The sequence below is a fragment of the Arthrobacter sp. NPDC057388 genome (assembly GCF_042668165.1).
Taxonomy (GTDB): domain Bacteria; phylum Actinomycetota; class Actinomycetes; order Actinomycetales; family Micrococcaceae; genus Arthrobacter.
In genome coordinates this window covers 64,407-78,804 of record NZ_JBHVBL010000014.1, presented here as the reverse complement: position 1 = coordinate 78,804, position 14,398 = coordinate 64,407, and the positions used below count along the sequence as shown (strand labels likewise).

15 protein-coding genes and 1 pseudogene are annotated in these 14,398 nt (G+C 58.8%); 10 read left to right on the top strand and 6 right to left on the bottom strand.

The window, feature by feature from the left end:
- Positions 1-5 precede the first annotated feature (5 nt).
- Positions 6-623 carry a hypothetical protein gene (locus ACFUTU_RS09320; RefSeq protein WP_377963442.1) on the top strand — a complete coding sequence of 206 codons (618 nt, stop codon included), beginning with the start codon at positions 6-8 and terminating at the stop codon, positions 621-623.
- A gap of 15 nt (positions 624-638) precedes the next feature.
- Here ACFUTU_RS09320 and ACFUTU_RS09315 read toward each other — a convergent pair.
- Positions 639-1,202 (bottom strand): annotated as a pseudogene (locus ACFUTU_RS09315) (dihydrofolate reductase family protein).
- 421 nt (positions 1,203-1,623) lie between these two features.
- On the opposite strand from ACFUTU_RS09315, the gene ACFUTU_RS09310 reads away from it, so the two are divergent.
- The gene (locus tag ACFUTU_RS09310) at positions 1,624-2,817 is read left to right on the top strand and encodes a ThuA domain-containing protein (protein ID WP_377963440.1); all 1,194 of its coding nucleotides are present in this window, start codon (positions 1,624-1,626) and stop codon (positions 2,815-2,817) included.
- A gap of 107 nt (positions 2,818-2,924) precedes the next feature.
- Entirely contained in the window at positions 2,925-3,599 is a 675-nt protein-coding gene (locus ACFUTU_RS09305; protein WP_377963438.1) for a hypothetical protein, read from the top strand.
- 174 nt (positions 3,600-3,773) lie between these two features.
- Here the strand turns inward: ACFUTU_RS09305 and ACFUTU_RS09300 are convergent, their stop codons facing one another.
- Together ACFUTU_RS09300 and ACFUTU_RS09295 are read right to left on the bottom strand one after the other, a co-directional pair.
- On the bottom strand, positions 3,774-4,088 hold the full coding sequence (locus tag ACFUTU_RS09300) for a YciI-like protein (protein ID WP_377963436.1): 315 nt from the start codon (positions 4,086-4,088) through the stop codon (positions 3,774-3,776).
- A 131-nt stretch (positions 4,089-4,219) separates the two neighbouring features.
- A complete protein-coding gene (locus ACFUTU_RS09295) occupies positions 4,220-4,630 on the bottom strand; it encodes an HIT family protein (RefSeq protein ID WP_377963486.1) in 411 nt (136 codons plus the stop codon).
- A gap of 650 nt (positions 4,631-5,280) precedes the next feature.
- On the opposite strand from ACFUTU_RS09295, the gene ACFUTU_RS09290 reads away from it, so the two are divergent.
- The gene (locus ACFUTU_RS09290; protein ID WP_377963434.1) at positions 5,281-5,805 is read left to right on the top strand and encodes an HXXEE domain-containing protein; all 525 of its coding nucleotides are present in this window, start codon (positions 5,281-5,283) and stop codon (positions 5,803-5,805) included.
- Positions 5,806-6,721: 916 nt separating this feature from the next.
- Here the strand turns inward: ACFUTU_RS09290 and ACFUTU_RS09285 are convergent.
- On the bottom strand, positions 6,722-7,009 hold the full coding sequence (locus ACFUTU_RS09285) for a hypothetical protein (RefSeq protein ID WP_377963432.1): 288 nt from the start codon (positions 7,007-7,009) through the stop codon (positions 6,722-6,724).
- Between the two features lie 51 nt (positions 7,010-7,060).
- Between ACFUTU_RS09285 and ACFUTU_RS09280 the strand changes: the two genes are divergently transcribed.
- From ACFUTU_RS09280 to ACFUTU_RS09260, 5 genes are all read left to right on the top strand, one after another.
- The gene (locus tag ACFUTU_RS09280) at positions 7,061-7,690 is read left to right on the top strand and encodes a hypothetical protein (RefSeq protein ID WP_377963430.1); all 630 of its coding nucleotides are present in this window, start codon (positions 7,061-7,063) and stop codon (positions 7,688-7,690) included.
- Positions 7,691-8,794: 1,104 nt separating this feature from the next.
- Positions 8,795-9,172 (top strand): Imm8 family immunity protein, encoded by a 378-nt coding sequence (locus ACFUTU_RS09275; RefSeq protein WP_377963428.1) that lies wholly within the window; start codon positions 8,795-8,797, stop codon positions 9,170-9,172.
- 176 nt (positions 9,173-9,348) lie between these two features.
- Positions 9,349-9,639 (top strand): hypothetical protein, encoded by a 291-nt coding sequence (locus tag ACFUTU_RS09270; RefSeq protein ID WP_377963426.1) that lies wholly within the window; start codon positions 9,349-9,351, stop codon positions 9,637-9,639.
- A gap of 187 nt (positions 9,640-9,826) precedes the next feature.
- Positions 9,827-10,018, top strand: a complete 192-nt coding sequence (locus ACFUTU_RS09265) for a hypothetical protein (protein WP_215052125.1) — start codon at positions 9,827-9,829, stop codon at positions 10,016-10,018.
- 149 nt (positions 10,019-10,167) lie between these two features.
- The gene (locus ACFUTU_RS09260; RefSeq protein ID WP_377963424.1) at positions 10,168-10,488 is read left to right on the top strand and encodes a hypothetical protein; all 321 of its coding nucleotides are present in this window, start codon (positions 10,168-10,170) and stop codon (positions 10,486-10,488) included.
- 60 nt (positions 10,489-10,548) lie between these two features.
- Here ACFUTU_RS09260 and ACFUTU_RS09255 read toward each other — a convergent pair whose 3' ends face one another.
- Positions 10,549-11,538: a hypothetical protein gene (locus tag ACFUTU_RS09255; protein WP_377963422.1), complete on the bottom strand. Its 990-nt coding sequence runs from the start codon at positions 11,536-11,538 to the stop codon at positions 10,549-10,551.
- A gap of 709 nt (positions 11,539-12,247) precedes the next feature.
- On the opposite strand from ACFUTU_RS09255, the gene ACFUTU_RS09250 reads away from it, so the two are divergent.
- Positions 12,248-12,430 (top strand): hypothetical protein, encoded by a 183-nt coding sequence (locus ACFUTU_RS09250; protein WP_377963420.1) that lies wholly within the window; start codon positions 12,248-12,250, stop codon positions 12,428-12,430.
- A gap of 165 nt (positions 12,431-12,595) precedes the next feature.
- Here the strand turns inward: ACFUTU_RS09250 and ACFUTU_RS09245 are convergent, their stop codons facing one another.
- Complete coding sequence (locus ACFUTU_RS09245; RefSeq protein WP_377963418.1) at positions 12,596-14,083, bottom strand: hypothetical protein; 1,488 nt, start codon at positions 14,081-14,083, stop codon at positions 12,596-12,598.
- Positions 14,084-14,398: the final 315 nt, after the last annotated feature.

Below are 14,398 nucleotides of genomic sequence, written 5' to 3'. Positions count from 1 at the left end.
CAACAGTGGATGAAGGGAACCGGGCGAATGAGGAATCCAATGCCATCGCAGCGATCGTCTCAGAGATGCCAGGATTCGGCGGAATCTGGGTGGATAAAGCAGGCATAACCCACGTTGCCGTGCAGCACGGGAAAACGCGGGACTTCGCGAAAGCCCTCGAAGAGCACCCAACGGGACAACATGTCCTCGATGAAGTCGAATTCTCCTACAACGACCTTGCTTCACGCGTCAACTCAATCTCAAAACATATGGGCGTGCTCAAGGCGCTTGGGTTGAATTTGCTGGAATGGGGTCCGGACGAGAAGAAGAACACGGTGTGGATCTCCCTGCGCGACTACAGCGAGGAGAAGGCCGCCCGGGCACGTAAAATTCTCGGCGAAGACATCCTTGTCAGCGCTGCAACGGTTGCCGCTGATAAAAACGATCTGTTCTCCAGAGCGGGGGACTACCCCCGTTTGTCGGATGGCATGTACCGCGGCCGTGACCGCGCATCTCTGAGCTTGAGCATGATGGTCCTGAAATCCGACTCTTCCCGGGGAAGGCTCGGTACCGAATCGGCCGCCAACCAAAAAAGCAAGACCGGCCAGCTTCCTCTACAACTCGGCAGTGGAAGCCCGCTCTGATTCGACGTCGGGCATTCAGCGCCTGATCTCGTACCTGGTGAGGATTACTCCGTCGGGAAACGTCCGAATCTCAACCAGGCTCAGGTTCACCCAGTTGTCCACGGCTGTGAAGAACGGGGTACCGCCGCCCACCAGGACCGGATGGGTGACCAGGACATACTCGTCGATCAGCCCGGCCCGCATGACCGCCGCGGCCAGTGTGGCACCGCCAATGTCTATTGGGCCGCCGTCGTCGGCCTTGAGCCGGGAGATCTCGGTGACCGCGTCGCCGGTGACCAGTCGGGTATTCCAGTTGACCGTCCTGATCGTCGAGGAGAACACTATCTTTGGCATGTCCCGCCAGCGGCGCGCGAACTCGATCTGCGCCGGTGTGGCGCCCGGCTGCTGGTCGGCGGTTGGCCGGTGGGAGCTCATCGTCTCCCACAGTTTGCGCCCGTACAGCGCCAGGCCCGTCGCCCCCACCCGGTTAGATCACCATTGGAACAGCTCGTCGCTCGGTACGCTCCAGCCGATCTCGTCGCCGGGCGCGGCTATGTAACCGTCCAGGCTCAGGTTCATGCCATAGGTCAGTTTGCGCATGGCGTCAGTCTCCCGTGAGTCGTTATTTGTTGTACAGACCGGCACGAAGCTGCCGCCACACTTCACTGTCAGAAGCGTCAGCGAATACTTGCTCACCACTTGGCGTCAGGGAAGCCAGGATGAACTGGACGAGCCACGAACGGATTGTGTTGTTGCCACCGTTAGGCAGGGAACCTCGATACCCGCTCATCCCGACTTCCTGACCGCCGAGCCCTCAGCCATGAGACTTATGTCGAAGCTTGGCGCTCCTCCGACATAAGTTAGACACCTCAAGCGCAAGTAATGGGACATTTCGAAAGAAAAAGTGGTCTATAACGATAGAAATCGACGCCTTTACTGTGTTTACTGAAGGGGAGTTGCCGATCAACAACCTTCCCGCCCAGGAGGGAGAGCTTGCGGAACGGATTACTCAAGAAGCCCAGTGCCGTCGTCGAGCTGTCCGTGCGAAGGCACTGAATACAAGAGGAGCGCAATGAAGCGATACATCAGCAAGGCAACTCTCGGCGTCGTTGGAACGGCCCTCGTCGTTCCTGCCCTCGCAATAACAACGGCCCATGCCGCGCCCGTTCAGGCCAACGTCGAGGTGGCACAGAACTACGACGTGCTCGTGGTAGGGAAGACGACCGGTTTCCGGCACAGCAGCATTGACGAGGCAACCACGGCGATTATTGCCCTCGGCGAGGCAAACGGCTTCAGTGTCGACGTCTGGGACCCCCCGACTTCGGAGAGGAACCAGGGGCAACCCGAGCGTTCCCTGGCAAGCACACCATTTACCAGTGCCTCAGATCTCGCCAAGTACGAGACCATCGTTTTCGTCTCCACCGTCGACGGCACCAACAATCTTGACCCGGCAAAACCGACACTGCTCGATCAAAGCGAGCTGGCGGCTTTCCAGGGCTACATCCGCAACGGTGGCGGCTTTGCCGGAGTCCATGCGGCAACAGACTCGATGCACACCATTCCTTGGTACAGCCAGCTGACGGGTGGCGGTGCCCGCTTTGTCAGCCATCCTGAACAGCAAAATGCCGTTCAAGTGGTTGAAGACAGCACTCATCCTTCAACAGAACACCTGTCGGGCACCTGGACACGTTTTGACGAGTGGTACAACTTCAACCAGAGCCCCCGGGACAGCGTCCGGGTCCTGACAAGCCTTGACGAAAGCACCTATGACGCCCGAGGCAACGCCATGGGCGCGGACCATCCGCTGTCTTGGTGCCAAAACTTTGAATCCGCCCGGTCCTGGTACACCGGCGGAGGACATACGGAAGCCTCTTATGCGGATCCGGTGTTTCTGAGGCACCTGCTGGGCGGGATCGCGTGGTCGGCCGGTGCAGTAAGCGGTGGGGGTGACTGTGTCACCTGGACCGAGGTTGAGGAAACCACAGCGGACCTTCTGGCTGAAGCAGCGATATCATCGCAGGCCGCTACGCTGCTGGCAAAGCAGCTGGACAAGGCACAGGAGTTCGCGGACGCCGGTCTGCATGATGATGCTGCGGACAAGCTGAACGCAGCTGCTGCCTTGATCCGGGCGCACGTTGACGGTGATTCCGACGCTTATGACCTGCTGCTCGGAAAGGTACGCGACCTGCAGGACTGGCAGAGCGGACTGCAGTAACCGTGTCATCTGGTGCACTGGCTGCCGCAGTGCAGCCGGTGCACCACCGCTGGCAACGCCCCACCGAAAAGCAAACCCTCCGTGCCCCGTAAAGGTAATCGATCCTCGTGAAACGTTCTCCACGTCTTTTCCGCAAAGTACGAGTCTTGACCATAACGGCGGCCGCCGGCGTCCTCCTTGCCGGAGCAGGTGCACTCAGCGCTGGACAAGCCGGGACCGGCAGCAAAGCTCCCGAGGCCGGATCAATAGAAGCGGTGGCGGAAAGACTGGCCGCCGGCCAAGCCCGCGAAAAAGCCGAACTCAACGCCCACCTGGCAACAGCTGCCGAAGACGCACACGGGCATTTGGCTCAGGTCCTGCAGGAACTCGCCTCGGTCTTACCAGTGGAGGCAACCGTCAGTTCCCGTCCGGTCAGCGCCATCGATGTGGACGGGTGGAACCACCGTTTGGCACTTGCGACGTCTGCATTGGAAGCCGTGGAAGAGGGCACAAGTGAACAGACGCTTGCCCGCGAGGCACTCATTGGCGCTGCCGAGCTGCTCGAGTCTGCAGCTGCCGGCTACGATCAACTTCTGTCTGCGCCTGCTGATGGCCGCGAAGTCATCACAGCAACGGTAGCGCAGCGGCGCGACGCCGCCGTACGCCTGTGGCAGGCCGGGGCAGCACAACTGGACACACTAACTGTTGGATCAGGTGGGGGCCATGTGCATGTATTTTTGGCTCCGAACGGTGATCCCGAGGCTGTGCCGCAGGAGTTCCAGGAGCCGGAAAGCCAAGAATGACGTGAGACCGCTTGTAGACGCTGGTGGGCTGCCTGCCCTTAGCGCTGGTAAGGGTTCTGGCGCTTAACGCGGGATTACCCTTTGGGCCACGTGGGAAACGGCGGCCCAAGACCTAACCTCGGTCGGCACAAGCCGCCTGCTCAACTGTCCACGATCTGCGGGCAAACCCACTGCCTAGGGGAGGAGTTTAGGGCGAACGGGTGTGGCCGCCTCGTTTCCCACCACCGTTGTCCAGAGGCGGGCGGTCCAGGATGTCACGACGCCGCCGGTGACATAGGGGTCGACGACTGCAAAGGCTTTGGCAGCCTCGAGTGCGTTCTCGCCGGTGAAGATCAGGAGTCCGGTGAAGGGTCCGTCGCCAACGGCTCCACCCAGCAGAAGCTCGCCTCGTTCGACTGCTTCCCAGGCCGCCTTGAGATGGACAGCGCGGTACTTCTCGCGGGTGTCAAGGTAATTGTCCGCGTACGTGTACTCGAGCACTGCGTGCATGAGCGTCTCCATTTCATTCAGGGTTTCGTTCGATGTCAGAAGTAGCCTAACCAGCAGACTTACCCACAAACCGGAGCCACACCTGGTAGCCCCCTAGGGGATGAAGCTTGGTGACACGGGACCACAGGCCGTTACTTGCCCGGGCTGACCTTGTTCAGCTCAGTAGCGAGAAGCTTTCCGGCGGCACAATGTCTAACAACAGTCGATTCACTTTCCGGCCATGTTTCAATTCCGTCTCCCGATTTTCGGGGAACGACATGCATATGCCAATGATCAACTGATTGGTCGCTGCCTGGACCGCAGGCGCTGAGGAGATTGACGCCCGTTGCTGGCAGAGCGCGAAGAATCCCTTGCGCCACCTGCTGACAAAGCACTGCAACCGCATTCAGTGAGGTTGAGTCAGCGTCGTGGACACCCACGCAATGACGTCTGGGGATAACAACCACGTGGCCGGAGGCGAGTGCTGCGGAATCGAGAACCGTGAACGCCAGCGCTTCGCCGGTGTCGGCGACGACTTGGGCCGTTGCGCTACCACGGGCTATCTCATAGCAGATGGAATCACGCGCTGCGGAGGCATGGGACTGACGTTACACGGCCGGAGAAGCTCTGACCTGCGGTTCGACTCCGTTTCAAGGAACCTCAACTGGCCAGTTTCCTTCGTCTACTCCACAGGGGAGGCGGGAAATCGGATCGCTGGGCCGCAGCAGCTCTATCGGAGGACGAGGAGACAGGGGTCCTCAGCGGCCATCAGGCAACTTTTATCTAAGTTCTTCTGCCTCGGAAGCGAGCCTCTGACGGTGGTCTCGGGTGAATCTTCTAACCTGCATGTCAAGGACAGTCCGGCTGCCCAACTCTCCCAAACCCAACAGCTGACCAACCCGACGTCTTGCTTCGTCCTCGTCCTCTGAATCCCCAAGCATCTGAAAGACATCGTCACGCCGATCCATCGCCCGTACCAGGGCATCGACGATCATCAAGTGGACCCTTATCCGCCGCTCATCCTTATGCATGCGGCGATTCTTGCATGGCGGAAGTCACTGGGGCATTGCGTCCGTTGGGATCCCCTCAAGTGCAAGCTCTAGGGGATCCCCTTTTACTCGATGTTGAAAGGCAATAGGCCTATCCAGCCCAAGTCGAGGGGTGGCAAGCGTGACCGGACGTTAACTTGGTCTTTTACTGGAATGATGAACGAGTGGCAGCACCCCAGAAACTTCGGAGTCGCACATGGCGTTGTGGGCCGGCATGGCTCTTTCTCGCGTGGGCGCTGCACGACCTCGAGGAAGCCGCAACCTTTCCTGCCAGTTGCAACTACCTGGCCGACCGCACCGGGATTCAAGCGCTGCGGATGGACTCGCGTCAGTCCTGGACAGCGGTCGGCTTGATGGGTGTGCTCGTCGGATTCGCTTGCATCCGCGGCGCGCAGACGGCAGGCAGTTCGCGCTTGTACCGGGCAGTGGTCGCAGGACTAGGCGCCCACGTCGGGATGCACGTCTGCGCTACTGTGCTTGCGCGACGCTACACGGCAGGCGTCGTGACCGCGGTGCCCATAATGCTGCCCGCCGTGATCGCGGCAGGCAGGGAACTTACCCGCGGCGGGATGCCGCTACGCGCGAGGGATAGAGCCCTGGGCGCGGTCGTTCTGGTGCCTGCGGCATTCGTATGCCACCTCATCGTTCGTGTGGCGATGAGGCGCAGCGTGCCCCGATCGCTCCACTAGACCGAGAGTGCAGCACAGGCCGCGTCCGGTGAACGATGCTCATGGGGTCATCCTAAACACACCATTTCGCGTTGGTCGGATTACCGGGAGCCGAACCCCGTACGGCACAAGCCGCCAGGTCTAGTCCATTTACCGAGTGCTTTCCCTCAAAGCCCGGCTGTAGTCAGCTGCGTTGTTCCTAGTGGCCGCAGACACCACGAGGTGCTGGTGGCTGAGGCGATGGGCATAATAGCCGCGGTATGGCAGGACGATAATGGTATCGACCCCGCTCTTCCATGCAGGAATAAGTGCTTGAAGACTCCTGCGTTCGGCATCTTGCGGAAACTTGGGCATCAGGCGTTGCTCCCAAGCCTGATACGCGTCTCGGTCAAGGCCCTCCCATTCGTACTGCTGCGTCCAGAAAGGTGGGATGAGCGGGTTCAAACCTTGACTTGGATCCTGGGAATCGCGCATCTCCACAGGCGTGGGATGGTGGTCCCTGTCTTCGGTCTCGTACCAAGTCCATGCTTGATTCCAAGCAGTTTTCCAGCGCCTATCCCACGTGGAGGCATCTGCGGAGTCAGGCATTTGCGAACGTCCGCAATCAGGTGCCGGCTCCAATGGGTGGATGTCCATGTCACCTGCTAGGGACCATGCCTCCCGGACAAAGAGCAAGAGTGTCAGGTGGTGCGGAAGGTCATTCACTCGGATCACCATGTCGTGCGGCCACGGATTTCCCGGTATCAGCTTGCTCCATTGCATGTCGCTCTACCCCCGATTCAATAGACAGCCCGAGCTGCGCCCGTGCTTAACATTGCACCCGCTTCATTTGTCTGCAAGCGCGTCCGGCTCCGCTGGGACAACCCTTCACGGCACAAGCCGCTAGGTATAGTCCATCTTTCCCCTCAGGAAGTATCAATGGGTCCCCGGCCGGCTCCTAATTCTGCCATTCGGGTTTAGACCTGAGCAGAGCAAGAGCCTGCGTGAGCTGCTGTACTTTGCGGTCGGAGACCGGGACGCCCCAGTCACGCTCAATGAAGGCTGCCGCCCGTGCTGCGACCTCCGATGGCGACTGTCCTTTAGCAAGCCAAGACATCGCCAAGTCCGCTTGGGTGTCATATTCGTATTCAGGGAACACGACACCGCCGAATCCCAGGTCGACCAAGTCCGTATCAAGGAAGATGCGCCGGACGGCCCGGCGTCGCTCCTTATCCCGCAGATTCATTTCGGAAGTCTACTGCTGGTGGGGGAGGGCTGGCCTCAGTATTGTGCGCCTATGATCGATGAAAAATGGGACGAGCTGCTCAACGATCTTCGATCTTCCCTGCAGGACGTGGCGACCATTGTCAGCGCTGACGAACCCGGCGGGCGCGCATACGGGTTCGCGCAGGTTATTTTCCATCCCCACGGTGGCGATGGGACACCCATAAGTTTGGCCTGCCTCGGCACCCTTGAATTGCTGCTCTTCTATGGTGATGGACGCGCCAGGTGGGAACTGGATTGGTCTCCCGAGGACGTAAAGTTCGTCAAGGATGTCGTGCGGGCAGCATGTACCGGGAATTCCAGAGAGATTAGTGCCCCTGGCCGCACTCACGTTGAAGTTTTCTTGCCCGATGGCTCCACCGTAAAGACATCCACCTACGAGTTTCCGGTGGGGCTGATTCCGATGCCGGGTTGGAAGAAACGGGGACGGAAGACCGGATCGTTCCTTCCAATCTGTCTGGAGCGGAACCCTTCGCGGCACGGTTCGGTAGGTCTACTCCATTTTCCTTTCGGTCAGGCCTGGCTGGCCGATGCTCGCCGTTGCCGGAGCCACCCGAGGATAAGGAGAAGGATGCCAATTGGCACGAGTCCCACGGCGATAAGAAAGACCAACTTCTCCGGCATTGTGAGGACCACTAATTGACGGAAAACATCGGCGCCTATGGCTTGGTCGACGTCTAAGCCCATGTCCTCGAGATGCGTATAGCGGGCGAAAGAGCTCACCCTGATGGTTGCGGCCGTAGCTAGTCCGACTGCAACCAGTACAAGACCTAGCATCCAGATGATCTGGTTCTCGTTGAACATGCTCGTCCCCCAACTATTCCTCTCCGAAAAAGCTTTTGTTCCCCAGAAGTCAGCATGCCCGGTTTTCTAGACCTGGCCAAGCCGCCGACGCGGTGACAGTCTCGTGTTCGCTACCGATCCTGCTGTTCAATCTCTGAGGTGCGACGGCCGTTTTCAGCTGAGGCCGTTGAAGCGAGTCCCTAAGGGTCGGACGTACCTGCGCAGGAACCCTCGATGGCACAGTTCCATAGGTCTAGTCCACAGACCCCTCGACAAGGCGCCTATTGGGGCACGAGACAGGACCTCTCCAGGGGTCATGTAGCTTAACAGCGATGGCTACGGCCGCATGGCAGAATCACCGTGTGGAAACCCCTGAACCCGTAATCGTGGACTGGCCCTCACTCCTGTTCGCGCTTATCGTCGATTCGCTTGTGGTTTGGGGACCGGCTCTTCTGTTGTTCTTTCTCGTACCAACCCATCAGGGCTCTGTTGCCGTTGCCGCGGTGCTTTTGGCGCTGATGACTAATTGGCTCCTATATGCCCGCGGAAACACGTTGGGCACCTATCTTGGCGGCTTCCGACTACGGACTCGACGCCGGCAAGCACCGGGGCTGACCTACGGACTGGTTCTCACGCTGCTGAGCTTCGCCCCCGTCCTCGCTCTTGGATTTCTGCTAGGTGTCAGCTTCACTCCGGGTAACAACGCTTCCGGTTTCTTGGGCAGGCCTGACAGCCATCCCATCATCGGAGTGCGAACGCATTCACGGCGACTCCTGCAGGCCGCCGATAATTACTGGGAACGCTGGGCTGACTAGGATCATCAAGGCAACCCTTCACGGCACAGCCCGCTAGGTCTAGTCCATTTTCCTACAGCACCCTATACGGGTTCCGCGGTCGGACTTTCACGGAGGCTGCTCTCTGTCCGATAGCATCCGAATATCGATCTAATCTAGACAGGAAAAGCATGTTCGCGGAGGTAAAGCATTTTCAGTGGACGGACATCGAGGACGATACGACCGATCCTGACTTCCCGACTCTCTTGGAGATGTATGTGACGTCGCCAGGGCACTCTGCAGTGCTGAGGTACGAGGTAGCGGTGACGACGATAGAGGAACTAACGCGGCGCCTGAACTCGCACCCCTGCATTGCCGGGCATGGACAAGTTGTCGTTGCGAGGTTTGACCGACAGAGTGTCGAGTCGTTTCTGCGGTCCGCAGTTGCTCAAGTATCCGCCGATTCATGGGAGGAACTTGAGCATTCGCTAGGACGATTCGGGCGGTCAGAGTTCAACATGACGGGCGCATATTGGTCACCTGATCCCTGGGGAGCGCCCCCAGCATAAGGCGTCACGCCAAGGCACAGGCCGCCCGATTTCGTAACCCGCCACGGCACAGTTAGCTAGGTCTAGTCCATTGCCCTTCGGAAGCCGTCTTCGGACATTGCTGGAATTGGCAGAGTCAGCTCCTATTGAGCCCGGACCATTCCCAAAAAAATCGACGCGGCTTGTAGCGTCGGCACATGAGCCAGGCTAACGGTGCCAGAAGGTTGCAACCCAAAATGACCCGCGGCGGTTTCCGCGTGCAGTTTGTCCTGTGGTCGATCTGGACCGCGCTGCAACTGGTGATGTTAGTTGGGAATCTGGTCGCGGGAACTGTCTGGGATCTCGTGGATTATCTATCGCTGGCAGCGCTCATTCTAGGCGTGGTGTTCCTGGGGTTCCTTTTGTACGTTCGTCATCATGATGGCCATTTCTGGGATCAGGAAGAGGCCAAGAGAGCTGATTGGGACCGGCGGGGGCGGGCACTATGACGCCGGCGAAATCCAGCGCATCCGATACGTAGACTACTGACTTAAGGAACCCCTTACGGGGACGGGTTTTCAACGCGAGACCCCCTCGTTTCCGCGTGTAGTCTTTCCTCACATGGGAAGTCATTCAGGAGCCCCGGCTGAGGGAGAACAAAGAGTACCCGTCGAGCAAGTACTCAACGGGCTCGAAGTGCATGCGCTCGAGCCAGGCGAGACTGTGCTGGAGGCCTTCATCCTCCTCAAAGTCCTGGACCGAGACGGCGACGTGGCGTGGTCATACCGAACCACTAATCGACTCAGTCGTGAGGAATTGCTTGGGGCGCTAACCGTGCAGGTGGACGTGCTGCGCAAGTCGCTGCGCGATGAATGGGACGACGACTAAGGTCAACTGACGGCTCGACTGCAAGAGTGGTCCGGTAGCTGCCCTAAGCCGAACGCTGAATGGTGCATATTCCGCACTGTGCCGAGACCAGCAAGTAGTTGGAGACGTCTCTGCCGGTAGTGTTTGGATATGAGGTTAGGGGAAGCACAATGGCGGTAAGAGCAGTTGTCGCGAAAACCTTTGCAACGACGGCCAGCATCCTGTTCGCCGGCCTTGTAGGTGCTTGGTTTGCGATAAAGATCAAACAGTCTGCGGATCTTGCGGTTCCCGCTTGGTCTCAGGCGTTCAGAGTGACGACTGCAACGGTGCTCCTTGCTCCGTTCCTGGCTTTGATATTCCTGTGTGCAAAACCGCGGCTCGTATTCAAACAAGACCCTTGGTGGGGAAGCCTCTTCTTTGCTGGCTTGGCTTTCGTTTGGCTCCTTTGCGCCCTGTTCCTGTCTGTCTTCGTCGGCTTTGGCGGATTCTAGACCGCAGCCGAACCGCTAACGGTGCAGCTTCGAAGGTCCAGCCCAATGAACCTTGGAGGATCAGTCCACTTGAAGAATGTCCGGCTTGGACCAGCCCTCGCCCGAAGGTACTCCGACGAGCTTGCGGACGGCTTCGTTCTTTCGGTTGCTCCCTAGCCCTGGCAGGACCTGTTGCAGCGCTGGGTGTTTGGCCAAAATTCCTACGGCTTCTGGATGCAGATGGGCCATATCGATAACCGCGATTTGTCGAAGGGCTGGGGCGGTCAGCAGTGGGGACAAGTCCGTGAGGCCCTTCATGTTTTCGAGCCATACCGTCTGGAGCTTTGTCAGGCGCGAGAAATCAGGAAGCTTGGTGACCTGCTTCAGGGACTGGAGGAAGAGGTAGCTGAGGCTTTTCAGCTCGGCGATGGGCGAGAGGTCGTGTAGGCCGCGGACCATCCATAGTTCCAGGTAGTCCAGTTGTCCGATGGTCGGAAGAAGCGTGAGGTCACGTGTGCCGCCGAGCTTGAGGTCGAGCGCCCGGAGTTGCGTGAGGGGCTGTAGGACTGACAGGTCCGGCAAGGTGATGGATCGCAGGGTGAGGCTCCGCAGACTCGTTAGGTCTGAGATGACGTCGATGTCTTTGGTCTGTCCTTCTAGGTAAAGCCGGCGGAGGCCTGTGAAGCGTCCCAGTGGTTTTAGCGACAGCTTCTTTTTCGTCTGGCCAAGCCCGAGCAGGGTCGCCGACGCGGGTAGGTAGTCGAGGCCCTCGATTGACTGGAGTGAGTGGTAGAGCGCATCTGCCGAGAATTTGTGGAGGCTTGGGAAAAACCGCAGGAAGTCCAGGTCGCGAATCGAGCCGTCATAGGATCCGTATGCTCGAAGGGTGACCGAGGGATACTGGCCGATCCAGTCGGACAGTGTCCTGTAGTCGCTCTCGGTGAGGGCTTGGCTGAACTGTACGGTGTGACATCTTGGGTCGAGGGGACGAAGCATGTCCCTCGTGAGCGGGGACTCGATGTTACGAATGAACGGGTAGTCCCTGCCTATGGCAAGCGTCTCAGCCACCATTCCCCCTTTTTCGGTAGCTTTATGTTCCCAAACTCTACGAGGCGACACACTCCTGCCGCATTTTCTCCCCACGCTCATCTTCCCGAAGAGTCGCCCCGTGTGTATCGTCCCATCAGCCAGTGATCGCCCCAGCCCTTCGGGCCTTCGGAGGAACCTCAACTGGGCCAGTTTCCTTGGTCTACTCCAAAAGGGAAGGCAGACAAGTCTGATCAGTGGGCAGCAGCACCTCCATCGGGTTGGACCGAGAAACCAGTAATCGACGGTAATGCGAAGTCCGCAGCGGCCCCCATGTCCGAATCGTTCGGCGTAGAGGACCCGCCCTCTATTCGGTAGATGCTGCTCGGGAAATCACTTTCATTGATGCAAGAATGGCAATGCCATAGACTCGCTCCAATTCGCGGTTCTACACGGGCTTAGGGAGGTCGAAAAGCGCTTTACAGGCGCCGATAAATACGACTCCAGGATGCCAGCGAAGAAAAGGATGTGGATGCATGGTTGAGCGAGGACCGTTTGGGTTGCCGGCTATGCCGGCCCGCCGAAAGCTTGTACTTATTATCGGTATATCGCTCCTTGGTGTTCTCACCCTCGTGCGGCTATTGGTCGAGGTAGCCACCGGAAGCAGTGGATGGCCTTACTCCCTCCTCGGCATTGCAGCCGTACTAGTCATGATTCTCATAGTTCGCAGGACGCCCACGAAGGGGACGAGCTAATGCACACGTTGGGTATCGTGATCGTGGCCATTTTTGGCCCTGTCTTCGTGGGCTTTGGGCTGTATCTGCTCATCGACTATCTCAGGACTGGTGAACTTTTCCGCCAGAAGAAACTGGTTCCTATCGCCATGGGAGCGGGCGCTATTGCAGTTGTCGGCGTCTACCTTGTCTCCCTTGGCTAATAGGTCCATGCACGACGAACGAGGACGAAGATTTTCGCTTGCGTCTCGGGCGCATCTCTCGACGAACCCTCCACGGCACAGTTTGCTAGGTCTATTCCATGTTCCCTCTCGGAAACACTTTTACGGGCGGGTTTCGATTCAACTGACGGGCCGCCTTTCGAGCATCTAGTCTTCGGGAAAGGGCCGGATGATCTCGGGCGGAAATGCGTCGAGCAGTTGCTTCCGGAGCTTCTTGCCGGCCTTCCATTCGTCCATGTTGAGGTCGCTGCTTCTGCCTCGTTGATCCATTAGTGAAATGCAGCCGCAGCTGCGGTCACCGACGACGGCCACGTCGGCCAGGGAGATTGTCTTCGTTTTGCCGGAGTTCTGACTCATCAGATGTGTTGGGGTCAGCACGAGTGTGGTGGGGGAAGACTTATGGCGCCACGTATTTTCAGGCTGGCCCTCTACTGGCGACTGACGATTTTTTGGTTCCTTGGTCCGCTGCCAGATCTCATAACGATCCATCGCAAGCCCCAGGCTTCCGGCGTCTGCTTTGGAGAGCTTCACCGAATCATCAAAAGCGACGATCAGCGTGCCAATGCTGGTTCTCAGGATTTTTGTGAGTTCCGCGGAGCCGATAGCTGTCGCCCGGTCGAGGAGTTCCTGCCGGTCCCGACTGCTTCGTCCGAGCAGGGCGTCAATCGCCAATTGATCCAGGTGGTCCTGGGGAACGTACTCGTCCCATCCCAACTCGGCCGTCAGGGCGTGCCGCGCCGACTGGACGGCGTTCTCACTGAACCCGGCATCGACAAGGCCGCGGAGAGTGTTGATGCCTTCCTTGAGAGCCGGGATGGTCTTCTGCCGGACCGGATCAAGAATGAGATCGAGTTGGCTCTGGTCGTTATCGATCGCGGTTGTGAAGTTCTCTACGGAATAGATGATTCCGGCGGCGTGCCGGAGCCGGGTTAGCAGTTCGTACCGCAGTGCTTCACAGAGAAGATCGGCGTCCTGGGACGACACCAGAAGAGACAGCGCAACGCCCTGCTTCCGGGACTTGATCAGGGTCGGAGTCGTGATGAGCGGTGGATCCTGATGATGACTTACGGGTCCACCCGCTGGCAGACGGATGCCCAGGGCGGAGGGCACGGGGCCGGTGAAGGTGAGGGCGGCGTTGCCGGCGGTGAGCCACCGGCAAGCCCATTCGATAAGTTCAGCTTTGGTCAGACCGGTCGTGGCCGGCGCCCCGAATTGGGCAGCGCCCACGCCGCTCGTTCCGTACCGGTAGGTCAATAAGCCGCTGGAGACATTGCTGAACTTGTGCGGGTCCTCGGCCTCGAGGACGGACTTTTCAAGGGCGATAACTTCATCAGGTAACTCTTGGAAGGTTGATACGGCGTCCGCGATCGCATTCAGGAAGCCGGCAACATCATCCGGTTTGCCCACGGCGTATAACTGGAGTGAGTCCGTGGTCACGGTACCGCCGTGCAGGACCGTTACGGGTTGTACAAGGCGCAAAAGCACGTGCTCTACCAGGTGCGTTATCCCGGCAAGCATGGGCGGTTCATCACGCATTCCGACGCCGAATATCAAGGTGCCAGTGCAAAGGCCATCGCGGTCCAACCAAAATGAGGTAATCCCCTTGTGGAAGGTCGTGTGCACCATCTGCATCATGGGTCACAGTCTCGCAGATCGAACAACTCAGCAGTGTCTCAGACGCGACCCCGGGTAGGGAGCGGCAGCACCCGCGTAGGGAACGGCCATGTGAGCAACGTGGAGAACCTCTTTAGTCCCGGGGACCAACGACAGACACATCGCCGCTCTTCAACCCATGCCTAAGGCAATCGGCAATCCGGTCAGCGTCTTCTTTTTTAGCCTCCGCTCGAAGTTTGATGCTCAAGTGCGTGGACGGCAGATCTGCACTTTGAATTGACTCTTCAATGACCGTGTCTTCCAAGCATGGGTCAATTACCCCGCTCCGCGGACCGG